This is a genomic window from Nocardia australiensis (assembly GCF_020733705.1).
Lineage (GTDB): Bacteria > Actinomycetota > Actinomycetes > Mycobacteriales > Mycobacteriaceae > Nocardia > Nocardia australiensis.
This window is the reverse complement of sequence record NZ_JAJFZM010000001.1, coordinates 3,214,170-3,238,231: the sequence shown is the minus strand read 5'-3', so window position 1 is coordinate 3,238,231 and position 24,062 is coordinate 3,214,170. Positions and strand designations below refer to the sequence as shown.

Below are 24,062 nucleotides of genomic sequence, written 5' to 3'. Positions count from 1 at the left end.
GAACGCGCCGGTGGCACGAGAAGAACTACCTGCCGATGGCAGCCGCCATCACGCGGACCGCGGAAACCACGCCGTCGATGAGCTGCCCCTGCCGGAAGGAGCTGAGCGCGGCGGTGACGCCGAGCTGGCAGACCCGATCGTTGGCGCGGTCGGCGACCTCGCTACCCGACCTGACCTCGATCGCGCGACTATTGGGGGAAACGGCGATGAGCACCGAGCGCGCCGCCTCTGGCGTCACGGGGAAGATCGCGTCGACGCCGGTGGCCGGATCCGCGCCGAGATCGCCGAAATAGACGTTGAAGCGGACCTTGGTCGCCCTGGTCGCCTCGGTGAGCGTGTTATCCATGATCAGCCGCTCGACATCGCTGAACGGGGCTTCCTTGAACACGTCACCGGCTTCGTGCACGCCGGACACGCGACCGCTGCTGGTGACCACGTAGCCGTGCGGCAGATCGGCCTCTACCACCGCGGGCCAATTAGAACTTGCCACTTGCCCGGCCTCCGATCAGCTCCGCCGCGGCGGATTCGATAGCCGCATGGCTACCATGCGGCGTCGCAATGTCGTGGTGCCCCTGGCTGGTCACCTCGTCAGTCGCACTCCACAGCACCGGTGGCTGGGTCCACTTCTGACCGAGGTCGTAGTGAACCGGTTTCTCACCGGCGAGTGGCTTACCGAGATACGACAATCCGGCGATCGCGCCGTAGATCACCAGCGGAATGCCCGCGAAGATCAACACTGTCTCGAGAATGCTCACGGACCAACGGTAGACGATCGCGTGTAGTAGATCTTCCTCCGGTGGGGCCGCCGCTGATTCATGTCGGCGCGGACCGGCCCCGTGTGCGGCCGGTTCGGGCGCACGCGGGGCCGGGTTCGCACTCGGTCAGACCAGCCAGGCCGCGGCGTTCGCGGGCAGCTTTCCGTGCTCCGGGCGCGCGCTCGCCAGCAGTACATCGCCGGGCGGCAGGGCGATCGGCGCGGTCGACGCGTTCAGTACACAGACCAATCCGCCTGGTCTCCGGAAGGCGAGGCAATCCGCCGGGCAGCCGAACCACTCGATGTCCGGACCAGCGAATTCCTTTCGAACACCGCGTAATTCGATGGCCATCCGATAGAGCGAGACCGTGGAGCCGAGCTCCTCCAGTTGCGCCTCCACAGTGAGCGCCGCCCACTGCGACGGAATCGGCAACCAGGATTCCGCGGCGGTGGTGAACCCGAACGGTGGCGCGGCGCCCTCCCACGGGATCGGCACCCGGCAGCCATCGCGACCTCGCTCGGTGTGCCCGGAACGCTCCCACACCGGGTCCCGCAAAGCCGCCTCCGGCAGATCGTCCGCGTTCGGCAGGCCCAGTTCGGAACCGTTGTAGATGAACACCGCACCCGGCAGGGCCAACTCCACCATCATCATCGCTCTGGCCCGCGCCACCCCCTCGGCACCGCCGCCGTACCGGGTGACCTCGCGTTCGACGTCGTGGTTGGACAGCGTCCAGGTCGGTGTGGCCTCAACCGGGCCGACTGCCGCAAGGGAGTTCTCGATCGCCGCGCGTACCGCGTCGGAGGTGAACGCCGTCTCGGCGAGGCGGAAGTTGAAGGCCAAATGCAGTTCGTCGGGACGCACGTACTCACTGAAGCGGGTGTTGTCATCGACCCACACCTCGCCGATGGCGACCGCGTCCGGATATTCGTCGAGCACCTTGCGGATGCGACGGTGAATGTCGTGTACGCCGGGATTGTTGAAACGTAGGTCGCTGTCGTCGTGAACGAGCATCTTGGTCGAGACTTCCGCCAGATCGGGCAACCCGTTGGGTTTGGCCATTCCGTGCGCGACATCGAGGCGGAAGCCGTCGACACCACGGTCGAGCCAGAATCGCAGCGTCTGTTCGAAATCGGCGGCGACCTCGGGGTTGTCCCAGTTCAGGTCGGGCTGCTCGGGCGCGAAGATGTGCAGATACCAATCACCGGGGCTGCCGTCGGCCTCGGTGACGCGGGTCCAGGCGGGCCCGCCGAAGATGCTCGGCCAATTGTTCGGCGGCTGCGCGCCATCGGGTCCGCGGCCCGGCCGGAAGATGTAGCGAGCGCGTTCCGCGCTGTCGGGGGCGGCGGCCAATGCCGCGGTGAACCATGGATGTTCACTGCTGGTGTGGTTGGGGACCAAGTCCATCGTGATCTTGATATGACGGTCGTGCGCCTCAGCGATCAGTTCGTCCATCGCCTCCAGGCCACCGAACAGCGGGTCGATATCGCGCGGATCGGAAACGTCGTAGCCACCGTCGACCATCGGCGAACGCATGACAGGACATACCCAGAGCGCGTCCACCCCCAGTAGTTCCAGATAGCCGAGCTTGTCGCGGATGCCGCCGAGATCGCCGGTGCCATCACCGTCGGAGTCCGCGAAGGATCGGGGATAAACCTGGTAGAACACGGCAGACCGCCACCATGGTTGCGTGGTGCGATCCACCGGCGCCGTCATGGCTGGTGTATCAGTCACACGGGTAATAGTGCCAAAACAATGCGGCAAATTTGCTCAAGCCCGCCAGAGTTCTCGACATCGGGCAAATCACCAGCGTTCGAGGGCGCCGGTGAAAACCCGCGCCCTACCACCACACTCGGCGAAAACGATCTCACCAATCCGCGTTCATCAGCGAATTCGCCGCATTCTCCAGATAGCCGAGCAATGCCGTGCGGTGCTCGTCATCGAGAACCTCCGGCTCGATTTCCGCCACGCCGATGCGCATGCAACGCAGCCATGCGTCGCGCTCCACCGGGCCGATCTTGAACGGCATGTGCCGCATCCGCAGGCGCGGATGCCCGCGTTCCTCGGAATAGGTGCGAGGCCCGCCCCAGTACTGCTCTAGGAACATGCGCAACCGTCGCTCGGCCGGACCGAGATCCTCTTCCGGGTACAGCGGGCGCAACACCTCGTCGGCGGCGACCTCACGATAGAACGCTCCGAGGATCCGCTGGAATGTCACAGCGCCACCCACCGCGTCGTAGAACGACTGCGTGGCTGTCTGACCCGCCGTTTGCTCGCCGGAAATCATCAGGTCCTTTCGATTGGGCCGAATGCTCGTTGTTCGAGCGATCCGCAAGCGGTCGCTCAGTGACCGCAGTCCATTGTGCCCGCGTCACAGCCTGGCAGCCCTGCAACCACAGTTCATCCGACATTGTTCGAAATCACCGTGCAATGTCCGACGTTCCATGGTCAACTGGGTGGCAGTGTCTGCCCAAATACCACATGATCTTGAAATCCAGGAAATCGGGGTCCACATGAAGCAGCGGCGCGGCCGATCACACGAGGCCAGAACGCACCGACAACTCCAGCCCGCCGACGTCCACAATCGTGGGTCGGGGGCTACTCCGCTGCACATTCTGTCCGATCATTTCCCGGGTGCGCATCGCACCGACGAGACCGTCCCGAACGGCGGCCTCTCCCATCATGGTGAGAATGGTCACCACCTCACGCCCGTCCCCAGCGAGGGCATCAACTGGTTGAAGCGCCGGGTGCTGCTGCTGAACGCCACCTACGAGCCGCTCACCGCCCTGTCCGCGCGCCGCGCAGTCGTCCTGCTGATCTGCGATAAAGCAGACACCGTGCACCACGATCCCGATGGGCCGGTTGTCCATTCGGCCGAGTCCGCACTCACCATTCCGTCGGTCATCCGATTGCGCAGTTATGTCCATGTGCCCTATCGGGCTCGGGTTCCGATGACCCGTGCCGCGCTCATGCACCGCGACCGCTACCGCTGCGGCTACTGCGGCGGCAAGGCCGAGACCATCGATCACGTCATCCCACGCAGCCGCGGCGGCGAACATTCCTGGGAAAACTGCGTCGCCAGCTGCGCGCCATGCAACCACCGCAAGGCCGACAAACTACTCAGCGAGCTGGGCTGGACGCTGCGCTCACCGCTGATCTCGCCGAAGGGTCCGCACTGGCGATTGCTGTCCACTACCGCCGATCTCGATCCGGTGTGGTTGCAGTATCTCGGTGAAGGCGCCGCCTGAGCTCAGGTGTATTCGACCATCAACGTCGCCCACGTCCCTGATTCGAGCGCCTCGAACACATGCACCACGTCGGCCGGGTAGGAGATGTAATCGCCCGGTCGAAGCTCGACCGGTGATGCCACGAGCCCGGCCCGCGCGCGACCCGCGGCGAGCAGCACATGTTCGACCGCGCCCGGCATATGCGGCTCGGAGGTGCGTGCGTGGCCGGGCTCGGCGGTGACCCGGAAGAGATCGCGACGGGCGTTCGGCGGGCTCGCGGCCAGCAACGTGGCGCGATAGTCCGACGCTTCGGCTGCCACGACCGGGCCCTCACCCGCCCGGATCACCTGAACACTCGGCCGCGGCGGATCGAGCAGCCTGGAGAACGGCATATCCAAGGCGACGCACAGTGCCCAAAGCGTCTCGATGCTGGGGTTGCCCGCGCCCGATTCGAGTTGGGACAGTGTTGATTTCGCGATACCGGCGCGGTTCGCGACCTCGGTGAGAGACAGGCCCGCGCGTGCGCGTTCCCGGCGTAGCGAGGCAGCGATCGCCGCCTGCGGTGTCGCCACCTTCTGCTCGTCTGGCACCGTATTTGCTCCCGTCGAGTTGAAAGACCGCCCAACAGAAAACCACATTGACGAACCGACGCCTCATCGTTCACTATAAACAACATGCGTTCGATATGGCGAACACTCGATCGGGACACACTGTCAGGCATCGCAGCGGTATGTCTCGCGGTCGTGCTGATCGGAGTTTCCTACGGTGCGACCGCCGTCACCTCGGGCTTTCCGCTCTGGCTGCCGATTGTCCTCGGCGTCCTGATCCTGGCCGGTGGCTCGGAATTCCTGTTCATCGGCATTATCGCCGCGGGCGGTAGTCCTTTCGCGGCAGCCTTCGCCGGACTGCTGGTCAATGCCAGGCATGTGCCCTATGGACTGTCGATTCCCGATGTGGTCGGCACCGGATGGCGGCGGCCGATCGGGGTGCACGTGATGAACGACGAATCCGTCGCACTCGCGCTCGCACAGTCCGATGTCTCGCGCAGGCGCGCCACGTACTGGATCAGTGGACTCGGGGTGCTGCTCGCTTGGCCCGGTGGCGCGGCGATCGGTGCGGTCATCGGGACCGTTGTGCCCGATACCTCGGTGATCGGCTTGGACGCGGTGTTCCCCGCGGTGCTACTCGCGCTGGTGGTGCCCGCGCTGCGCGCACGGGCGACGACGATGCGTGCGGCGCTGGTCGGTGCGGCAACGGCCGTCGCGAGTGCGCCCTTTCTGCCTGCCGGGATGCCGGTGCTGATCGCGTTGATCGGTGTGGTGTTCGCGGCATGGGACCGGGGGGCCGCCTCCTCCACCGAACGGGGCGAGGGATGAATTCGCACTTGGTTTCGCCATTGCTGCTGGCCGCCGCGCTCATGCTGGCCTGCGGCACCTACGCGTTCCGGTGGGCCGGTCCCATGCTACGGAATCGGATCCGATTCCCCGATCGCGCAACACAATTGCTGGATATCGGGGCGGTGGTGCTGCTCGCCGCGCTGGTCGCGGTGACTGCGGTTCCCGTCGGGTCCGGACACGTAGGCTTCGCGCTGCCCGCCGGCGTGCTGGTGGGTGGCGTGCTGGCGTGGCGTGACCGGCCGCTGCTCGTCGTCATCGTTGCCGCGGCCGCGACCACCGCAGGTTTGCGGCTACTCGGCGTGTCCTGACCGTCGGGTGTGCCCGCTCAGCTGGGCAACAGCGGAATGGCACCACTGCGTCGACGGGCAACCGATCCAAAGCGGGCATCGATGCGCAGCCACGTTTTGGTGGCACGAACGCGCACGATCTCCGTCGGCTGGATCCGGCCGGATTCGGCCTTGTCACCGGAGTGCGGAATGAAGTCCATTGCGGTGAGAGCGAAGACGACGCGCATCGGTACCTGCACCCGAGTATCGGCATCGGAGACCGTCAACACCGTCTGATCCAGCAGCGAGGCGGGCGGTCCGTGGCCACTGCCGTGTTCCTTCGCCAGTTGCACCCCCTGCTCCGCGAGTTCGACCAGGGTACGGGCGGGCACATCGTCGACGTGAGCGAACCCGTCGGCGGGCGGCAGCGCGCCGCGCCATGCGGAGTCCATGCCATAGCCGAGATCGATCGAACCACCGGCGGCCAGCCCGGCCAGCACCAGATCGCCGCCGACGGTGACATCGTCGACGCCGAGTCCAGCCGCCACGGTCCGCACCGCGAGCACCTCGAAACCCGTTGCCACCCAGGCAGAAACGAGCCGGTCCCCGCGACGGCGCATACGCACCACCGCCGCGGGGTCCAGGCGAAGGGCCCGGGTGAGGAAGGTCGCCAGGTTCTCTCGCTCGGCCGGATCGGAGACCTCCAGCACGCGTTGTCCTGACATCACCACTGTCCCGATGTCACCGCGCGGTCGAGGTTCACTCCATCCATTCGGTGAAATAGTCGCGCTCGGTCTCGGTGAGCCGCCGCAGCCGCTGCTGCTGAATATCGAACGCGGCGATCTGCGTGGACGCGATCACCGCGGCAGGCGAGCCCGGCGCCGCCCCCGCGGCGCGGACCTCGTAGCCGATGGTGAAGTCGACCGCACGCAACTGCTCGATCCACATGGCGATATCGAGCGGGGTGTCCTCATGCCGCAGCTGTCCGCGATAGCGCACCCGCAGGTCCGCCAGCACGCACCCCTCCCGCAGCGCGGCAGTGGGCCGGCCGTCCTCGAACAGCCACGGGATCCGAGCCTCCTCCAGGAGTGTCACCATGCGGGCATGGTTGACGTGCTGGAACACGTCCATGTCCGACCACCGTACGTCCACCTTGGCGTGAAAGCGCTTGGGTAGCACGGCGGTGGCGCCGCGCGCGGTCCCATTATCGTCCAACGGACTTGTCAACGCGGTACCTCCGATTGAGCGCCCGCCCCGCTCACCATGCTTCGCACTTGCCGCGCAGCAACTGACAGGGTCGCGAGATCGTGGGTTCCAGATTCGAACAACTCGGACAACGCGGCACGGGCACGCCCGAGCCGGGACTGATTCTTCGACTCCCAGTATGCAATCTTCTCGTCGGCGGTCTCTTCCGGGTCACCGGCGGACAGCACGTCGAGGGTCAATGAACGCAGCGAACCGTACATATCGTCGCGCAGCGCGAGCCGGGCGAGCGCATGCCAGCGATCGCCGCGTTCCAGGTGGCTGACCGCCTGCAACAGCCAATCGATCTTGAGATGGTCGTTGAGCGCGTAGTAGAGCGAGCCGACCTCCTCGCCGCTGCGATCGGCGATGTCTGCGATATCCAACACATCGAGCAGTGGGAAGAGATTCAGCAGCCCGAATACCTCGGTGGCCAAATCGGTCGGGGCGCCGAGGGCGATGAGTTCGGCGGACTGATCGGTCAGCGTGGCGACGTGGTGACCGCGCAGCCAGCCGGGCACCTTGGGCGCCAACTCCCGCACCCCCAGGCTGTACCGGTTGATCTCCGCGCCGACCGCGATCGGCTGTGGCCGATTGCTCAGCAACCAGCGTGAAGCACGGTCAAGGGTGCGCTTGGTTTCCAGTTCCAGCTTGTCGCGAACCGAGACTGCCGCATCGGCGGCCCGAATCCGTCCCCACAAATCGTGCAGGTCGAAGATCTCGGTGGTCGCCGCGAACGCACGCACCGAATCGGTGGTGGTCGCACCGATCTCCTCGTTCAGCCGGTGCGCGTAGGTGATCCCGCCGTAGTCGACCACCTCATTGATGATCATCGTGGTGAGGATTTCACGACGCAGCCGGTGCTTCTTGATCGCGGAACCGAATCGGTCCCGCAGCGGAGTCGGGAAGTAGTCCGGCAACCGGGATGCGAAGTGGGCGTTATCGGGCAGATCGGTGTCGAGTAGATCGGTCTTGAGCGAGAGCTTCACGTGCGCCATGAGGTTGGACAGTTCAGGTGACGCGAGCCCGGCTCCCTCCTCCATCCGGCGCTTGACCTCGGCGTCCGAGGGCAATGCCTCGAGCTCGCGGTCCAGCCCGCGACGCTGCTCCAGTTCGTCGATGAGCCGCTGATGCACATTCAGCATGCGGGGCGCCTCGCTGCGCGAGAGGCCCATTAGGAAGTTCTGGGAAACGTTGTCCTGCAACACCATCCGCGCGACCTCATCGGTCATCGAGGCGAGCAGCGGATTGCGGTCGAGCGCGGGCAGCGCCCCGGCGCTGACGACGTCGTCGAGCAGCACCTTGATATTGACCTCGTGGTCGGAGCAGTCGACGCCCGCCGAGTTATCGAGCGCGTCGGTGTTCATCTTGCCGCCATTGCGGCAGAACTCGATGCGGCCGAGCGCGGTGGCACCGAGGTTGCCGCCCTCACCAATCACCTTGACCCGCAACTGGTTTCCATTGACACGGACCGGATCGTTGGACTTGTCGCCGACCTCGGCATTCGTCTCGGTACTTGCCTTGATGTAGGTGCCGATACCACCGTTCCACAGCAGGCCCACCGGCGCCCGCAGGATCGCGCGGACCAGTTCCGGTGGCGACAACGCCGTCACGTCATCGGCCAGCCCCAGCGCCTTGCGTGCCTGCGGGCTGATCGGGACGGATTTCACGGTGCGGTCCCAGACGCCACCGCCGGTGCTGATCACCGATCCGTCGTAATCGGCCCAGGACGAGCGGGGCAGCTGGAACATACGCTGCCGTTCAGCGTACGAGGTGGCCGCGTCCGGATCGGGGTCGAGGAAGATGTGCCGATGGTCGAACGCCGCGACCAGGCGAATGTGCTCCGAGAGCAACATGCCGTTGCCGAACACATCACCACTCATATCTCCAACACCGACAACAGTGAAATCATCTGTCTGCGTATCGATATCCATCTCCTGGAAGTGGCGCTTCACACTCTCCCACGCGCCCCTCGCAGTAATGCCCATCGCCTTATGGTCATAACCCGCCGAACCACCCGAGGCAAAAGCATCACCCAACCAGAAACCGTACCGCCGTGCCACATCATTCGCGAGATCAGAAAACTTCGCAGTGCCCTTATCCGCGGCAACCACCAAATAGGTGTCGTCACCATCACGACGCACCACCCGATCCGGCGGCAGCACAGCACCCGTCGCACGATCGACATTATCGGTGACATCGAGCAGACCCGAAATAAACGTGCGGTAGCACGCCTCACCCTCCGCGCCGAGCGCCTGCCGATCCACCCCGGCATCCCCCGTCGCCGTCGGCGGCTGCTTCACCACGAAACCACCCTTGGCACCCACCGGAACAATGACGGCGTTCTTGACGGCCTGAGCCTTGACCAGCCCCAGAATCTCGGTCCGGAAGTCCTCCAGACGATCCGACCAGCGCAAACCACCACGCGCCACCACACCGAAACGCAAATGCACACCCTCGACCCGCGGCGAGTACACGAAAATCTCGAACTGCGGTTTGGGCTTAGGCAATTCGATGATCTCGCGCGGCTCAACCTTGATCGAGATGTACTCCCGATAGGTCGCACCGCCGATACCGTCGATGGACGGCTGCGTGGGCTCGGCCCCCACCATGTAGTAATTGGTGCGCAAAGTCGCTTTGATCAGCCCGAGGATGGCACGCAGTATTCGGTCGGCGTCCAGGCTGACGACTTCGTCGATGCGGCCACGGACATGGGCTTCCAGCTCCGTGGCGGCCTCAGCCGAGACGGTGTCCGGATCGAATCTCGCCGCGAACAGCTCGACGAACAGCCGAGCGGCGTCCGGATATGTCAACAGCACGCGGGCGATGTTCGCCTGACTGTACGGAAAACCCGCCTGCTGTAGATATTTCGCGTACATGCGCAGGATCGACACCGCACGCCACGGTAGCCGTGCGCGCAGCACGAGCTCGTTGAGCGCATCCGCTTCGGCACGGTCATACCAAACGGCCTCGAATGCCTCGGTGAAGCGCTCACGCAGCCCGCGCGCCTCCGCCCCGAGCACCTCCGCGCGGACCGAGGACTCCAGCAGTTCCGCGTCCAGGTCCTGGTCGAGCGAACTGCGGAGCAGTTCCGGGCGGGCCACCAGGCCGAAGTCGTAGATCCAGCGCTCGATGCTCGCCGTGCCACCCGGCGCCGGGTCGAGCCGAATCTGATAGGGCCGCTCATCGACCACTTCGACCCCGAGGCTCTGCAGAACCGGAAGCACCTGACTCAACGACACCCCGGTGCCGCCGATATACAGCGTGAACCGCCACGATCCCGGCACCGAATCCGCACGGCGATACAGATCTTGGTCTATGACGCCCTCGGTGAGGCGCTCCAGCCGGATCACATCGCCGAGGGCACGACCCGGCGCGAAGTCCTGCTTGTATGCCTCCGGGAACGCCGCTGCATAGCGCTGGACGATGCCGGGATCCAACAGCGTGGAGATGCTCACGTCATCGTTGAGGCGGTCATCCCAGGTGCGGCTCGCCTCGGCGAGCAGGTTCTGAATCCGCAGTCGGTTTTCCTCGGAGGTGCCGGCTACCGCGGCCGAGGCCCGCGGCACGCCGAGTTCGGCCTCCGGCATCCGGACCGTGAAATAGACGCTGGCCAGATCGCTTTCGCTCACCCGAGCGGAATAGTCGATGGAGACGCCGCCCAGTTCCCGTACCAGGATGTCCTGCATCTCGAGCCGAACCCGGGTGGTGTAGCGGTCTCGAGGCAGGTAGACCAGGCAAGCGACGAACCGCCCGTAACTGTCCGAACGCAGGAACAGTCGAACTTGTCTGCGCAGGCCGACATTCAGCACCGCGGCCGCCGTCCGGCGCATCGTCTCGGTGTCGGAAGAGAACAATTCGGTGCGCGGGAACGACTGGATGACCTCGAGCATCTGCTGCCCGGAGAACGAGTCCAGATCGAATCCGCTTTCCTCGATCACCGCGCGCACCCGGCGTTCGATCACCGGGATATCCAGTACGTTCTCGTGCACCGCGGTGACGGTGAAGACGCCGATGAACAGGTGTTCGCCGGTGATTTTCCCGTTCTTGTCGAAATCGGCGACGCCAACGAAGTACGGGTATACCGAGCGATGCACGGTGGCGGGCACCAGCCCCTGGGTCAGCATGAGCAGCGGCCGTTCGCCCCCATTGAGTGGCACCCGGAAGTCGGTGCCGACATCGGGGCGCAGCACTCCGAGGCAGGTATCGGGAATCGGCGCCGAGACCGTCTGGCCCTCGGTGGTACTCAGCTGATAGCGCGCGTAACCGAGCACGGTGAAGTTCCCACTGGCCAACCAGCGCAACAGGTTCGCGCAATCCACCAGATCGGTACCGGAGAACGGCGCGGTCCCCGATTTCGCGGCGAGTTCGAGTTCGCCGGCCAGTTTGCTCTGCACGCCGCGGATGGCTTCGGTGTCGCCGGTGACCTGACGGACGTCGGCGATCACATCCGGCATTGCCATTTCGATCCGGTCCAGCAACGCCCTGCTGGTCGAGGGATGCAGTTGCAGATGCATCCACGATTCGCGCAGCCCGGTGGCGCCGTTGCCGTCCACCTCATGCGGCGCCGCGCGCAACAGCTTGCCGTCGGCGTCGCGCTCGACCTCGAAGATCGGGTGGATCACTTCGCTCACGCTGACGCCCATCCGGCTCAGCGACGAGGCGATCGACTCCACCAGCAGCGACATATCGTCAGTGACCAGCTGCACCGCGGCGCCGAGCCCCGAGTCGTCATCGGGGTGATACACCCGAACCAGCGCTCGCCCGACCGGGCGGGTAGTCGCCAGTTCCATGTGCCGCCGGAAGATCTGGGTGATACCGGTGATCGCGCAGTCCACATCGCCCGCGTCGACGTGGCGGAAATACGCCTCCTCGAGGGTAGCGAGTTCGCCGCGCAACTCCTGCGACAAACCCGCAGCCCACGCCGCACTGGACAATTCGGACGAGACCGTCATTTTTCGCCAACTCCCTCGGATTCGTTTCCGCACCAAAGTGACGCCGGTCCGAGAGTAGCCGCGACTCGCGAGTAGAGGGATGAAATCTCTTTCGCGTCCGCCGCTCAATTGCCGCGGTCGACGATCCCGGTACGGCAACCGATCGGACCGACGAAGTTATGTGGCCGCGTCGGCGATATGACCTACCCAGTGCTGGGACTCGCCTTCGCATGCACGGCTACCACCCTAGTCAGATCCGATCCGTGGCGCGGGCCCGTCCGCATTTCCTTCGGCGGAGGCCCATTCCGGCGGGTGGCTGCCGCATTTCCTTCGGCGGAGTGGCCGCAATCGGGCCACTCCGCTCAAACCTCGACTCAGTCGCGCGTGAGCTTGCGGTGGGTGACCCGGTGCGGGCGAGCCGCTTCCTGGCCGAGGCGTTCGATCTTGTTCGCCTCGTACGCTTCGAAGTTGCCCTCGAACCAGAACCACTTCGCGTCGTTATCGGAGTCGCCCTCCCACGCCAGAATGTGCGTACAGGTGCGGTCGAGGAACCAGCGATCGTGGGAGATGACCACGGCGCAGCCGGGGAACTGTTCGAGTGCGTTCTCCAGCGAGCCCAGGGTTTCTACGTCGAGGTCGTTGGTCGGCTCGTCGAGCAGGATCAGGTTGCCGCCCTGCTTGAGCGTGAGCGCGAGGTTCAGCCGGTTGCGCTCACCACCGGAGAGCACACCCGCGGGCTTCTGCTGATCCGGGCCCTTGAAGCCGAACGCGCTGACGTAGGCCCGCGACGGCATCTCCTGACTGCCGACCTGGATGAAGTCCAGGCCCTCGGAAACCACCTGCCATACATTTTTCTTCGGGTCGATGCCGGCGCGGTTCTGGTCGACGTAGCTCAGCCTGACCGTCTCGCCGACCTTCACCTCGCCACTGTCGGGCGATTCGAGTCCAACAATGGTCTTGAACAGCGTGGTCTTGCCGACACCGTTGGGGCCGATCACACCGACAATGCCATTGCGCGGCAACGTGAACGACAGATCCTTGATCAGCTGACGTTCGCCGAAACCCTTGTCCAGGTGCTCGACCTCCACCACGACATTGCCCAGTCGCGGACCGGCCGGGATCTGGATCTCCTCGAAATCCAACTTGCGATGCTTCTCGGCCTCGATCGCCATCTCCTCGTAACGGCCGAGGCGGGCCTTATTCTTGGCCTGGCGAGCCTTGGCGCCCGAACGCACCCAGGCCAGCTCCTCCTTGAGGCGCTTCTGCAGCTTCTGGTCCTTCTTGCCCTGGACCTCGAGCCGCTGTGCCTTCTTCTCCAGATAGGTGGAGTAGTTGCCCTCGTAGGGGTAGGCGCGGCCACGGTCGAGCTCGAGGATCCACTCGGCGACGTTGTCCAGGAAGTACCGGTCGTGGGTGACGGCGAGCACGGCACCCGCGTACGCGGCCAGGTGCTGTTCGAGCCACAACACGCTCTCGGCGTCGAGGTGGTTGGTCGGCTCGTCGAGGAGCAACAGGTCGGGCTTGCTCAACAGCAGCTTGCACAGGGCGACGCGGCGCCGCTCACCACCGGAAAGCTTGGTGACCGGCTCGTCCGGCGGCGGGCAGCGTAGCGCGTCCATGGCCTGCTCGAGCTGGGAGTCGATATCCCAGGCGTCGGCGTGGTCGAGATCCTCCTGCAGCTTGCCCATTTCGTCCATGAGCTCATCGGAGTAATCGGTGGCCATCAGCTCGGCGATCTCGTTGAAGCGGTCCAGCTTCACCTTGATCTCGCCGAGCCCCTCCTCGACATTGCCGCGAACCGTTTTCTCTTCGTTCAGCGGCGGCTCCTGCTGCAGAATGCCGACCGTGGCGCCGGACGCCAGGAAGGCGTCACCGTTATTCGGCTGGTCCAGTCCCGCCATGATCTTCAGCACGCTGGATTTACCGGCGCCGTTCGGGCCGACGACGCCGATCTTGGCGCCCGGAAGGAAGTCCAGGTTGACATCGTCGAGGACAACCTTGTCACCGTGCGCCTTACGAACTTTCTTCATCTGGTAAATGAACTCAGCCATATACACAAGCCTATCGGTTGAGGGTTAGATGATTCCGCCCCGCTGCCCCACCTTCGCAGCTCACGGACCGGTTCATTCAACCATCACCGGGGGCGGCGGGGATTCCTCCGCACCCTCGGCGATCGGATGGTCGACCATGCCCGCTGTCGATGTCACCGAAAGCGATCAGGTCGGAGCGATCGTACGGTCAGGCGTCGGCGGTTTCCGCAGCCCGAGGCGGCACGGTGGCGGCGGTCGCCGCTGCCCGGTCGCCGCCGGGAGCGGCGTCCGGGGCCCCCGGGGTGTTCGGGCGATCGCAGGCACTGCGGACCGCAGTGTTGGGCCCCGACGAACGCCCCGGCTCGCTGCGCCGGATCACCGGCGCGCTGCAGCGCGCCAAGTCGGGCCCGATCGACGCGGCCCGCATTTCGAGATCACGGCGTTCGACACCGTCCTTGGTCCGGTACTCGTGCGAGCGCAACTGCCCATGCACCATGATCGGATCGCCGCGACGGATGGAGGCGTCAACCCCTGCCACCAGTCTGCGCCAGCAACTGATGGTGAGGTACAGCGTGCCATTGTCGACCCATTCCCCGGTCGCGGCGTCGAACCTGCGGGAATTACTGGCCATTCGGAAGGTGATCAGTTGCTCCCCATTGGTCAGGTCCCGCTTGACCGGATGGGTGACCACATTGCCGACCACGGTAGCCATCGACTCGTACATGACTGTGTCCCTTCACATTTCCGTCCTCGGCGATCCGCCTCGGCTGCTTCCTCCCCCGCCATGAGGGCACCTTGAAGCCTGACCGATTCCGAACCCGGACGGGACCCTCGATTCGCGGTTGGGGACAACTTTCTCGTATGTGGACAGCCAGTATTTCGATAGTGCGGCGGCAACTGCCTACTCGGCGACGACCACGCCCGCACGCAACGGCAGCACATCCACACTGGTGCCCGCTTGCACCGTGAAGGTGCCCGGCTCAACCTGCCACCCGTGGTCCCAGTGCGCGAAAACCCTGGGCGGCAGGGTGATCCGCACCAGTCGGGTCTGTCCCGGTTCCGCCCGCACGGCGGCAAAACCGGCCAGCCAGCGCACCGGACGGTCGATGGCCGATTCGGCGCGCGACAGATATACCTGGACAATCTGCTTGCCCGGCCGAGTTCCGGTGTTGCGCACAGCGACGCCGACCTCGACCACACCGTCCGGATCCGGCTCGGCGACGGTCAGGTCATCGAGATCCCAAGTGGTGTAACCGAGTCCATGACCGAACGGGTACGCGGGTACCGCGCCCGCCCGCAACCAGGCTCGATAACCGATATGCACACCCTCGGTATAGCTCAGCACCCCGCCGATCGGCGTGGTGGACAGCACCGGCACGTCTGCCTGCGCCGCGGGCCACGTGGTGGGCAGTCGCCCGCCCGGTTCCCGGTGTCCGAGCAGCACATCCGCGAGCGCGTTGCCGAGTTCCTGGCCGCCGAACCAGGCCAGTAGCACCGCGGCGACCTCCTCGCGCCACGGCAGCAGCACCGGTCCGCCGGAGTTCACCACGACGGTGGTGCGCGGATTCGCCGCCGCCACCGCGCGCACCAGATCGTCCTGTGCGCCGGGCAGGCCCAGCGTGGTGCGGTCGAAGCCTTCGCTTTCGGTCTGCGCGCTGGTGCCGACCACGACGACCGCGACATCGGCCGCCCGCGCGTGGGCGACGGCATCGGCGATCATGTCGGCGGGGTCGGCCGCCGCGGTTTCGGTGCCGAGGGTCAGTGCCGCGAGACCCATTACAGCGCCGCTGGTTTCCAGACTCTGGCGAACGGTCACCGCGATCGCGCGAGTTCCGTCGTTGACAACCGGCACCGACGCGACATCCGGCGTGAACAGCGCCGCACCGAGCGCCTCGTCGCCACCCGCGAGCGTGGTGTCGAGCACGACGGCGCCGTCGACGAGCACGATCGCCGGACCGATACCCGCGACGCCGAGCCGAATCGAGGCCGGATCGTCGGGGCCGGGCCGATAGCTGGTGGACAATTCGATACTCGCCGCACCGGAGGGCGCGGTGCCCAGGTACACCAGTTGCGCCGCGCGCCGATGCTCGCTCAGCAGTTCGGCGCCGTCCGTGTCGAGGAAACGGGCTCGCAGCCCGGGCTCGCCGGTCACGGGATCGGTCATGGCCGCCAGCGGAAGCGGATGAATTCCGGTCTGCACCGGCACGCCAGGGTGCACCGTGACCACCGCGTCCGGGAGAGCCGCGCGAATTCCATCGATGGGGCTGATCACCGATTCCGGCACCACGGTCGCGCTACCGCCCCCTTGCGTACGCGGCCACAACGCGGCCTCGCCGATCACCGCGACAGATCCGGGACCCGAAGTGGACCAAGGCAATTCACCGTTGTTGCGCAGCAGCACCATGCCCTCGGCGGCGACCTCACGCGCGACACCGCGTCCGTCCCCGCTCGCGCCGAAGTCAGCGAATCGGTGCGCACCGATCAGTGTCGGTTCGGCGGTGTCCGGCGCGCTGGACCCACCACCAGCGCGTTCGGTCGGTGTGCCGGTCTCGTCGCGGCGAGCGGCTCCCGACTCGACGTGACCATCTCCCGCCCGGACCAACGAACCGTTCGTAGTCGTACTATCAAGCGCCGCAACATCTTCCAGCGCGCCGACCCTGGCGGCCAACCCCAGCAGCCGTTTCACCTTCGCATCGATAACGGACTCGTCGACGGCCCCATCACGCACCGCGGCAACGAGTTTCGCACCCCACGGGCCGTCCGGCCCCGGCATCACCAGGTCCTGATCGGCCAGCGCGGATGCCACCGTGCTGCGTACCGCGGTCCAGTCCGATACGACGACGCCGTCGAAACCCCACTCCGTCCGTAATGGCGTTGTCAGCAGCGGACTCTCCGACATCGTGACCCCGTGCACCGAGTTGTAGGCCGACATCACCAACCAAGCCCCGGCCCGCACGGCCGCCTCGAACGGCGCCAAGTACAGCTCACGCAAGGTACGGTCGTCGATCTCGACATCCGCGGTATAGCGTTCGGTCTCGAAGTCGTTGGCCACATAATGTTTCGGCGTCGCGCCGATGCCGCTGCGCTGGACCGCGCGCACGTACGCGGCGGCCAAGTGACCGGTGAGCAACGGGTCCTCGGAGTACGCCTCGAAATGTCTGCCGCCGAACGGACTGCGCTGCAGATTGATCGTCGGCCCGAGCACCACGTCGACGCCCTTGCGTCGCGCCTCGGCCGCGGATATCGCGCCGTAGCGTTCGGCCAGATCGAGATCCCAGGTGGCGGCCAGCGCGGTCGCCGAGGGCAGGTTCAGCGAAGGATCGCGTTCGTCCCACACCGGCCCGCGCACCCCGGAAGGGCCGTCCGAAAGCATCATCGAACGCAGCCCGATTGCCGGTTCCGCGGGCGTCGACCAGATATCGGCACCGGTGAGCAACCGAACCTTCTGCTCCAGGCCGAGCGCGTCGACCAACGAGCGCAGCGTCACATCCGGCGTATCGGCCATCAGCGGTCCTCCTCAGATCGTCGGTGTTACCGAGCCGACGACGCCGATCGCACGACAGCCGACCGGCACGTCATCGGGGCGGATCAGGTGTCGCCGCCCGCCAATCTACGCTCGGCAACTCCGTTTCTCGGTCGTCGACGACCGAGTCCGCTACATGACCGCCAGATCGGTGTTGGCGCCACACAGCACGATGACCGGGCGCTCGCCCGGCGCGGGCACATAGGCACCGCTCAGTACCGCGGCCAGCGCCAGCGCTCCAGCGAGTTCGACAACGATCCGGAATTCCCGCCACAGGTACTCACGGGCGGTCGTGATCGCACCGTCGGTCACCAACACCGAATTCGCGTCATAGCGGCGCGCGATGTCCAGTGCCATGTCACCGATTCTGGTGGCGCCCAGGGAATCCGCGGCGATGCTCGAGGCATCGATATCCACCGGACGGCCCGCACGTAGCGCGGCGTGCAATGTCGGAATGCCCTCCGGCTCGATGCCGATCACCTGTTGCCGGCGACCGAGGGCCGCCGCGATGCCGGCGACCAAGCCGCCGCGCCCGACCCCGACCAGCACCGGCGGCCGCCCGCGCACCTGCTCTTCCAACTCCAGCCCGACCACGCCCGCGCCCGCGATCACCGCGGGCAGATCATAGGCGTGCAGTTGCACGGCTCCGCGTTCTTCGGCCAACTCGGCCGCATACGCGTATGCCTGCGTGTAAGTCGTTCCGTGCCACAACACTTCGGCACCGTGCGACCACATCGCGGCCACCTTGGTGTGCGGCGCCGACTCCGGTACCACCACGGTGCATGCCTTGCCGAGGCGATCAGCCGCCAGCGCGGCGGCGATGCCGGCATTGCCGCCGGAGGCGATCACCACCTCGTCGACGGGTCCGTCCGCCTCCAACAGCGCGTTGAGGCTGCCGCGTACCTTGAATGTGCCGCCGTGCTGGAGGTATTCGAGTTTCAGCGTCACCGGCACCGGGCCGTGCGGTCCCGCGACCGTGGTGTGGAAGACCGGGGTCTTGCGGATCTGTCCGGTCAATCGTTTCCTGGCCGCACGGACATCGGATCGATGGACCTGACCAGCCGTCCGGTGCTGCGGCCACGCTATGGCCCGCTCACTCATTTACGCACCTCTCGGTCCCGTTTGGCCAGCTCAGCGAACATCGCGTTGTGCGCGACGAGGTCCGCGTCGTGATCACGTTCCGCGGCTCGGTCCAACCGCTTCGCGAGTTTGATGTCGGTCCGTGACCATTGGACGAGCAGCGCGAGCATCACCACAACCAGCGGTACCTCGCCGCTGGCCCACGCCAGGCTACCGCCGGTGCGCTGGTCGTCGAGCAAGTTGTTGTTCCAGCCGAGGGCGAGGCTGCGGAAGAACCAGCCGCCCATCACCGTGGTCATGCTCATCAACGCGACACCGAAGAAGGCGTGGAAAGGCAGCGAGCCGAACACCATCCCCAGCTTGGTCAGCGGCTCGACCTGACGCGGCTTGGGATCGATACCGATCACCACCCAGTAGAACAGGTAGCCGCTGAGCAGAAAGTGCACGTTCATCAACAGATGCGCGGTGTGCGAATCGACGAACGAGTCGTAGATGCCGCCCATGTACAGCGCGTAGAAGCCGCCGACGAAGATCACCGACGCGACGATCGGATGGGTCAGGAAACGCGATACCGGGTTGTGCACCGCCGCCTGGATCCATTCACGTGGCCCCGGAATTCCCCCTCGACCAGCGGGCGGCAACGCGCGCAATGCGAGCGTCACCGCGCCGCCCAGCGCGAACAGGATCGGCGCCAGCATCGATATCGCCATGTGCTGGCCCATATGCACGCTGAACATCGCGGGTGAATAGCGTCCGACACCCGACGATGTGGCGAAAAGCAACACCGCACAACCCGACAGCCAGGCAATGGTCCGCCCGAGCGGCCAGGCGTCGCCGCGCGCGCGCAGCCGTCGCACCCCGAGCAGGTACACCACCGCGAGCACGATGGCCAACGTGCCGAACATCAGGTCGAATCGCCAGTCGAACAGCATGCGTGCGACGCTCGGCGGCCCAGCGAGGTTGTAACCCAACTCCACCTCCGCCGGCGTCGGCACCGAGACAGGCGGTGGCGGCGGCGTGCGGCCGAGACCAACGGCAAGGCCCATGGTCGCGGCGAAGACCAGCGCTTCTACCCCGCCGAATCGGATCAGCGCGGCGCGGTCACGCGGGTTCGCGGCCAGTGCGGGCAATGCGGCCCTGCGCTGCAAGTAGCCGAACACGCCGAGCATGACAAGCGCGCCCACTTTGGCCAGCACAAGTCGCCCGTATGTGGTGGTGAACAGGTCCTCCAAGCTGGGCACCCGCACCCAGGAATTGATCACACCACTCAGGCCGATCACCACGAAGGCGATGGTGGCGGTCAGAGAGAAACGCCGGGTGGCGACATCGGTATGCGCGCCGCCGCGGATCGCGTGCGCGAGCACCGCGAACAATCCGCCGACCCACACCGCGGCCGAAACCAGATGCAGGATCAGGCTGTTGGTGGCGACGTCGTGCGCGCCACCCGAAGCGGAATGCCCGGTCAGCGCCAGTGGCATCATGGTCAGCAGCGCGCCGCCGAACAGCACCGGCGTCCAGCCCCAGCGCAGCGCCAGCCGGCAACCGACCGCGACGATCAGCGCGAGTACCACCGTCGTTCGCCAGGCTCCGGCCAAATCGACCTGACCGATCGCCCGCCACAGCTGTTCGGGACGCCATACATCAGCGACCGGCTGGCCCGTGGTGTCCGACACGGTCAACGGAACGAGCAGCGCCGCGCAGCAGGCCCAGACGACGGCGAAATTCGAGGCGCGCCGCACCGCGCGATACCCGCCGACATCCAGCAACCCATCCGCTTGCGGTGGCACCAGGAATGCCGCGAACAGCAGCGAACCGACGGTCAATGCGGCGAATAGATCGGCGAAGGCCCGGACGGCGGGCAAGCCGTAGGTGGTCAGCGTCCCGGGATCGGGTATGCCGAGCAGACTCAGCGCCTGCGCGGCGGACAGTCCGACGACCAGCGCCGCCACCACGGACGCCGTCGCGGCGGCCAACGCGGCGAGCACCGCGAACCTCGCCCCGGAACCCGATTGCCCTGGCGCTATCTCGGGTTGGGCATTCGGCTCAACGGGCAACGACATACGACCGAGCGTAGTTGGCCCGATATCGCGCGACACGGTTGGGTTTGGGCCGATAACCTCGGCCGAGGGTTCGCCGGCCGTGGGACAGGAGGCGATCCGCCTGTGCTCGACCTCGCCGAAACGCGGTGGTCGGCCGTATCGCTCGACCTGGGGTTGGCCGGGGTGTTGCAAACGCCGAGAATCGGGCGACCTGGCCGATCGCTATACTGGCCGCGCTGGACAGCGCGGCCAATGTCGGCCATGGTGTATACCGCTGCCTCCGTAGCTCAGTTGGATAGAGCAAGGGCCTTCTAATCCCTAGGTCGCAGGTTCGATTCCTGCCGGGGGCGCCACACAGATGGTGCCAACCATCGCGCCGTCACCCCCGCCGGGGGTGACGGCCTTTTCATTTATGGCTGTGACCAGTACCTTTTGCACCAAGCGGTCCACGAGAGCCAGGGTGCGACCGACCAAGGTTATCCGGTAGCTGAGCCGGTTGTGGGTCTTGTTGTAGCGAACCTCCAGCCGTAGGGCATCGAACAGTTGACGCGCCAACGCGTGCGGCAACAACTCCTCCACGCGCAAGTACCCAATCGGCAGAGAATTAATCAACCCAGGAGTCGACTCGCGCAACGGTCAGCGAGCTGCTGTTTGCGCACGTTCGTGGCCGGATGGGTTTCCACGCAGTTCCCACTGAAGTTCGAGCGTCTTTCGAACCGACCCTCTAGCCGGGTGCGGCAGGGTGGATCGGGGCCCGCCCGCACCGGGTCGGCCCGCTAACCCGGAGCGGACCGAGCAGGGAGTTTGATGTGGCGCACCACACCACAGCGGAACAGACCTCACCACTGTCCGTGGGTCCGGACGCGGACACACCGCGCCGGTTCGCGGTGTCGGCCGTGGCGGGCTCCGACCCGGCGGGGCCACTCGGGGACCTCGGCGCGTTCCGGCACTGGTTCGAACAATGCCAAGCGCGCGCGACTATCGCGGTGCGCCGGGTGTCGCTGGACGACCTGGCCGGCTGGCACACCGACCCGGACACCGGCGACATCACCCACGACAGCGGCCGGTTCTTCACCGTCGGCGGCCTGGAAGTGCACCTGACCGGGGCGCCGGTGTCGAGCTGGAGCCAACCGATCATCAACCAGCCCGAGGTGGGCGTACTCGGCATCCTGGTCAAGGAGTTCGACGGTGTGCTCCACCTGCTGATGCAAGGCAAGGTCGAACCGGGCAACGCGCTGGGACTACAGCTCTCGCCCACCGTGCAGGCGACCCGGTCGAACTACACGCGCGTGCACGGCGGCTCCGCCGTCCCCTACCTCGACATCTTCCGCGACACCGCACGACACCGCGTGCTCGCGGATGTGCGGCAGTCCGAGCAGGGCGCGTGGTTCCGGCAGAAACGCAACCGCAACATGGTCGTCGAGGTGACCGAGGAAGTGCCGGTGCTGCCCGGTTTCCACTGGCTGACGCTGGGCCAGGTGCACCGGCTGCTGGCCGTCGAGGACCTGATCAACATGGACGCGCGCACCGTGCTGGCGTGCCTGTCCTTCGCCGGGCCCGCGCTGAACGAGACGGTGCGTGCGCCACGCGGTGCGTTCCACGCGGCGCTGCTGGCTTCCTGTGACGCGGACCAGGGCAGCCTGCACAGTATGGCCGAGGTGCTCAGTTGGATCACCGACGTGCGCACCCGCACCGAGGTCGCCACCCGAGAGCTGCCGCTGGCCGCCGTGCCCGACTGGCACCGGGTCGACGGGGCGATCTCGCACCAGAGCGGGCAGTTCTTCGACGTCATCGGGGTGCAGGTGCAGACGCGGACGCGGGAGGTGCCCGGCTGGAGCCAGCCGATGATCGCGGCCAAGGGCACCGGCCTGGTGGCGTTCCTGATGGCCCGCGTGCACGGCGTGCTGCATGCGCTGGTCCACGCCCGCGCCGAACCCGGCTACCTCGACGTGGTGGAGCTGGCCCCGACCGTGCAATGCACCCCCGACAACTACCGGCACCTGCCAGCCGCCGCCCGGCCCAGGTTCGTGGACGAGGTGCTGGCCGCCCGGCCCGAGCAGATCCGCTACCGCACGCTGCTGTCGGAGGAGGGCGGCCGGTTCTACCAGTCACGCAACACCTATGCGGTGATCGAGGTCGAGCGCGACAGCAGGCACGAACAGCCGAACTTCCGCTGGATGCCGATGCATCAGCTCGTGGACCTGTTGCGACACAGCCACTACGTCAACGTGCAGGCCCGCACGTTGGTGGCCTGCCTGCACAGCCTGACCACCCGGCCCACCGATGCGGGCGCGTAACCTCGCCGTCGCCGGGGCGCTGGAGTTCGAGGCTCCGGCCTTCGCCGACGACCGGGGCAGCTTCGCCACGCCGTTGGACGCCGAGGTACTGGCCGCCGAGCTGGGTCGCCCGCTGTTCCCGGTGGCGCAGGGCGCGATCAGCCGTTCCCGGCAGGGCGTGTTTCGGGGAGTGCATTACACGATGCCGCCGCCCGGCCGGGCGAAGTATGTGTGGTGCGCGCACGGCCGTTGCCTCGACATCGTGTTGGACGTCCGAGTCGGCTCCCCCACTTTCGGCGCACACGAGGTGCTGGAGCTGGACAGGAGCGGCGAGCGCGGTCTGTATCTGCCGATCGGTGTCGCCCATGCCTTTCTCGCGCTGGAGGACGACACGGTGATGACGTACCTGCTTTCCGGCGGCTACATCCCGGAGCAGGAGTACGCGCTCGATCCGCGCGACCCGAACCTCGGGTTGGACCTGCGCGGCGCCCTGATCCTGTCCGAACGCGACACCAGCGCCCCGACCCTGGCCGAGGCGCTGGAACGCGACCTGCTCCCCCGCTACGCGGACTGCCTCACGCTGGAGCCCTGACCCCGATGAACAAACCCCGGCCGAACGCCGCCGGCTGCACGAACTCCGCCGGACACCCCGCCGCCGCGAACGCCGCGAGGTACTGCTCGCGGGTGAACAGCGCCAGCCGATGCCGGTCGGTGAGGTGGCCGATCCCGCGCTCCGGAGTCGCGACCAGGTAGTGCACGCTCATCACGACCGCATCCCCTTCCCGCACCGAGTGGGAGAAGCGGGTCACCGCACCTTGATCGTCTCGAACCAGATCCGTGGCCAGGTAGTCGGCAGCGAAGGAGTCCGGGAACACCCAGGGCTCGATCACCAGTACTCCGCCTGGGGCGAGGTGCCGGCCCAGGGCGGCCAGCGCCCGCACCAGATCGGGGTAATCGTCCACATAGCCGATGCTGCTGAACATCAGCGTGACGACGTCGAACGTGCGGCCGAGATCGAAGTCCCGCATGTCACCCTGGTGCATGGTGATCTCGGGTATGCGCCGCTTGGCCACCGCGATCATTTCCGGCGACTGCTCCAGGCCGGCCGCGTCCGGGAAGTCCGCGCGCAGGTGCCGCAGGTGGCTGCCGGTCCCCGACGCAACGTCCAGCACGGACGCGGCCTCGGGGTTGCGGGCCCGAACGAGATCGGCAACCAGTCGGGCCTCCCCCGCATAGTCCTTGCCGCGGTGGGCGTGGATGCGGTCGTAGATGTCGGCGAACTCGCCCTCGTACATC

At 66.3% G+C, this 24,062-nt stretch carries 20 protein-coding genes and 1 tRNA gene; 6 read left to right on the top strand and 15 right to left on the bottom strand.

Annotation, left to right across the window (positions count from 1 at the left end; translation table 11 throughout):
* Window positions 1-25: 25 nt before the first annotated feature.
* The 4 genes from LKE06_RS14690 to LKE06_RS14675 all read right to left on the bottom strand — a co-directional run bounded on the left by LKE06_RS14690 (window position 26) and on the right by LKE06_RS14675 (window position 3,039).
* The gene (locus LKE06_RS14690) at window positions 26-490 is read right to left on the bottom strand and encodes a DUF5130 domain-containing protein (RefSeq protein ID WP_227999191.1); all 465 of its coding nucleotides are present in this window, start codon (window positions 488-490) and stop codon (window positions 26-28) included.
* The gene (gene ctaJ / locus LKE06_RS14685; protein ID WP_227999190.1) at window positions 477-755 is read right to left on the bottom strand and encodes an aa3-type cytochrome oxidase subunit CtaJ; all 279 of its coding nucleotides are present in this window, start codon (window positions 753-755) and stop codon (window positions 477-479) included. Before ctaJ ends, LKE06_RS14690 begins: the two co-directional genes overlap by 14 nt.
* 126 nt (window positions 756-881) lie before the next feature.
* Complete coding sequence (locus tag LKE06_RS14680) at window positions 882-2,468, bottom strand: glycoside hydrolase family 13 protein (protein ID WP_227999445.1); 1,587 nt, start codon at window positions 2,466-2,468, stop codon at window positions 882-884.
* A 151-nt stretch (window positions 2,469-2,619) separates the two neighbouring features.
* A complete protein-coding gene (locus LKE06_RS14675) occupies window positions 2,620-3,039 on the bottom strand; it encodes a globin (RefSeq protein WP_227999189.1) in 420 nt (139 codons plus the stop codon).
* Between the two features lie 226 nt (window positions 3,040-3,265).
* Here LKE06_RS14675 and LKE06_RS14670 point away from each other — a divergent pair, with 226 nt between their 5' ends.
* A complete protein-coding gene (locus LKE06_RS14670; RefSeq protein WP_227999188.1) occupies window positions 3,266-4,000 on the top strand; it encodes an HNH endonuclease in 735 nt (244 codons plus the stop codon).
* A 2-nt stretch (window positions 4,001-4,002) separates the two neighbouring features.
* Here LKE06_RS14670 and LKE06_RS14665 read toward each other — a convergent pair whose 3' ends face one another.
* The gene (locus LKE06_RS14665) at window positions 4,003-4,551 is read right to left on the bottom strand and encodes a helix-turn-helix domain-containing protein (protein ID WP_227999444.1); all 549 of its coding nucleotides are present in this window, start codon (window positions 4,549-4,551) and stop codon (window positions 4,003-4,005) included.
* A 102-nt stretch (window positions 4,552-4,653) separates the two neighbouring features.
* Here LKE06_RS14665 and LKE06_RS14660 point away from each other — a divergent pair, with 102 nt between their 5' ends.
* Window positions 4,654-5,355, top strand: a complete 702-nt coding sequence (locus tag LKE06_RS14660; protein WP_227999187.1) for an AzlC family ABC transporter permease — start codon at window positions 4,654-4,656, stop codon at window positions 5,353-5,355.
* Complete coding sequence (locus tag LKE06_RS14655) at window positions 5,352-5,684, top strand: AzlD domain-containing protein (RefSeq protein ID WP_227999186.1); 333 nt, start codon at window positions 5,352-5,354, stop codon at window positions 5,682-5,684. The genes LKE06_RS14660 and LKE06_RS14655 overlap by 4 nt, the downstream gene beginning before the upstream one ends.
* Window positions 5,685-5,701: 17 nt before the next feature.
* On the opposite strand, the gene LKE06_RS14650 is transcribed toward LKE06_RS14655, so the two are convergent.
* The 8 genes from LKE06_RS14650 to LKE06_RS14615 form a co-directional block, all read right to left on the bottom strand.
* The gene (locus LKE06_RS14650) at window positions 5,702-6,367 is read right to left on the bottom strand and encodes a DUF8185 domain-containing protein (protein ID WP_227999185.1); all 666 of its coding nucleotides are present in this window, start codon (window positions 6,365-6,367) and stop codon (window positions 5,702-5,704) included.
* Between the two features lie 34 nt (window positions 6,368-6,401).
* Complete coding sequence (locus LKE06_RS14645; RefSeq protein ID WP_255649182.1) at window positions 6,402-6,857, bottom strand: acyl-CoA thioesterase; 456 nt, start codon at window positions 6,855-6,857, stop codon at window positions 6,402-6,404.
* A gap of 8 nt (window positions 6,858-6,865) precedes the next feature.
* Window positions 6,866-11,839: an NAD-glutamate dehydrogenase gene (locus LKE06_RS14640; RefSeq protein ID WP_227999184.1), complete on the bottom strand. Its 4,974-nt coding sequence runs from the start codon at window positions 11,837-11,839 to the stop codon at window positions 6,866-6,868.
* A gap of 353 nt (window positions 11,840-12,192) precedes the next feature.
* Window positions 12,193-13,869 (bottom strand): energy-dependent translational throttle protein EttA, encoded by a 1,677-nt coding sequence (gene ettA / locus LKE06_RS14635; RefSeq protein ID WP_227999183.1) that lies wholly within the window; start codon window positions 13,867-13,869, stop codon window positions 12,193-12,195.
* 187 nt (window positions 13,870-14,056) lie between these two features.
* Window positions 14,057-14,572 (bottom strand): single-stranded DNA-binding protein, encoded by a 516-nt coding sequence (locus LKE06_RS14630; RefSeq protein WP_227999182.1) that lies wholly within the window; start codon window positions 14,570-14,572, stop codon window positions 14,057-14,059.
* Between the two features lie 177 nt (window positions 14,573-14,749).
* Complete coding sequence (locus tag LKE06_RS14625; protein ID WP_227999181.1) at window positions 14,750-17,353, bottom strand: beta-glucosidase family protein; 2,604 nt, start codon at window positions 17,351-17,353, stop codon at window positions 14,750-14,752.
* Window positions 17,354-17,503: 150 nt separating this feature from the next.
* The gene (locus tag LKE06_RS14620) at window positions 17,504-18,472 is read right to left on the bottom strand and encodes a threonine/serine dehydratase (RefSeq protein ID WP_227999180.1); all 969 of its coding nucleotides are present in this window, start codon (window positions 18,470-18,472) and stop codon (window positions 17,504-17,506) included.
* Window positions 18,469-20,511 (bottom strand): bifunctional copper resistance protein CopD/cytochrome c oxidase assembly protein, encoded by a 2,043-nt coding sequence (locus LKE06_RS14615; RefSeq protein WP_227999179.1) that lies wholly within the window; start codon window positions 20,509-20,511, stop codon window positions 18,469-18,471. Before LKE06_RS14615 ends, LKE06_RS14620 begins: the two co-directional genes overlap by 4 nt.
* A 255-nt stretch (window positions 20,512-20,766) precedes the next feature.
* On the opposite strand from LKE06_RS14615, the gene LKE06_RS14610 reads away from it, so the two are divergent.
* Window positions 20,767-20,843 (top strand) — tRNA-Arg (locus LKE06_RS14610).
* Here the strand turns inward: LKE06_RS14610 and LKE06_RS14605 are convergent.
* Window positions 20,809-21,102 (bottom strand): hypothetical protein, encoded by a 294-nt coding sequence (locus tag LKE06_RS14605; RefSeq protein WP_227999178.1) that lies wholly within the window; start codon window positions 21,100-21,102, stop codon window positions 20,809-20,811. The genes LKE06_RS14610 and LKE06_RS14605 overlap by 35 nt on opposite strands.
* Before the next feature lie 197 nt (window positions 21,103-21,299).
* On the opposite strand from LKE06_RS14605, the gene LKE06_RS14600 reads away from it, so the two are divergent.
* Together LKE06_RS14600 and LKE06_RS14595 are read left to right on the top strand one after the other, a co-directional pair.
* On the top strand, window positions 21,300-22,787 hold the full coding sequence (locus LKE06_RS14600) for an NDP-hexose 2,3-dehydratase family protein (RefSeq protein ID WP_308188357.1): 1,488 nt from the start codon (window positions 21,300-21,302) through the stop codon (window positions 22,785-22,787).
* Window positions 22,774-23,358 (top strand): dTDP-4-dehydrorhamnose 3,5-epimerase family protein, encoded by a 585-nt coding sequence (locus tag LKE06_RS14595; RefSeq protein ID WP_227999177.1) that lies wholly within the window; start codon window positions 22,774-22,776, stop codon window positions 23,356-23,358. The genes LKE06_RS14600 and LKE06_RS14595 overlap by 14 nt, the downstream gene beginning before the upstream one ends.
* Here LKE06_RS14595 and LKE06_RS14590 read toward each other — a convergent pair.
* Complete coding sequence (locus LKE06_RS14590) at window positions 23,342-24,061, bottom strand: class I SAM-dependent methyltransferase (RefSeq protein ID WP_227999176.1); 720 nt, start codon at window positions 24,059-24,061, stop codon at window positions 23,342-23,344. The genes LKE06_RS14595 and LKE06_RS14590 overlap by 17 nt on opposite strands.
* Window position 24,062: the final 1 nt, after the last annotated feature.

Excerpts from the sequence above, each read along its gene's own strand:
- LKE06_RS14680 (WP_227999445.1), bottom strand. The coding sequence starts at position 2,468 with ATGACGGCGCCGGTGGATCGCACCACGCAACCATGGTGGCGGTCTGCC.
- LKE06_RS14650 (WP_227999185.1), bottom strand. The coding sequence starts at position 6,367 with ATGTCAGGACAACGCGTGCTGGAGGTCTCCGATCCGGCCGAGCGAGAG.
- LKE06_RS14630 (WP_227999182.1), bottom strand. The coding sequence starts at position 14,572 with ATGTACGAGTCGATGGCTACCGTGGTCGGCAATGTGGTCACCCATCCG.
- LKE06_RS14590 (WP_227999176.1), bottom strand. The coding sequence starts at position 24,061 with ATGTACGAGGGCGAGTTCGCCGACATCTACGACCGCATCCACGCCCAC.
- LKE06_RS14670 (WP_227999188.1), top strand. The coding sequence starts at position 3,266 with ATGAAGCAGCGGCGCGGCCGATCACACGAGGCCAGAACGCACCGACAA.
- LKE06_RS14615 (WP_227999179.1), bottom strand. The coding sequence starts at position 20,511 with ATGTCGTTGCCCGTTGAGCCGAATGCCCAACCCGAGATAGCGCCAGGG.
- LKE06_RS14640 (WP_227999184.1), bottom strand. The coding sequence starts at position 11,839 with ATGACGGTCTCGTCCGAATTGTCCAGTGCGGCGTGGGCTGCGGGTTTG.
- LKE06_RS14655 (WP_227999186.1), top strand. The coding sequence starts at position 5,352 with ATGAATTCGCACTTGGTTTCGCCATTGCTGCTGGCCGCCGCGCTCATG.
- LKE06_RS14660 (WP_227999187.1), top strand. The coding sequence starts at position 4,654 with ATGCGTTCGATATGGCGAACACTCGATCGGGACACACTGTCAGGCATC.
- LKE06_RS14625 (WP_227999181.1), bottom strand. The coding sequence starts at position 17,353 with ATGGCCGATACGCCGGATGTGACGCTGCGCTCGTTGGTCGACGCGCTC.
- LKE06_RS14595 (WP_227999177.1), top strand. The coding sequence starts at position 22,774 with ATGCGGGCGCGTAACCTCGCCGTCGCCGGGGCGCTGGAGTTCGAGGCT.
- ettA (WP_227999183.1), bottom strand. The coding sequence starts at position 13,869 with ATGGCTGAGTTCATTTACCAGATGAAGAAAGTTCGTAAGGCGCACGGT.
- LKE06_RS14675 (WP_227999189.1), bottom strand. The coding sequence starts at position 3,039 with ATGATTTCCGGCGAGCAAACGGCGGGTCAGACAGCCACGCAGTCGTTC.
- LKE06_RS14620 (WP_227999180.1), bottom strand. The coding sequence starts at position 18,472 with ATGAGTGAGCGGGCCATAGCGTGGCCGCAGCACCGGACGGCTGGTCAG.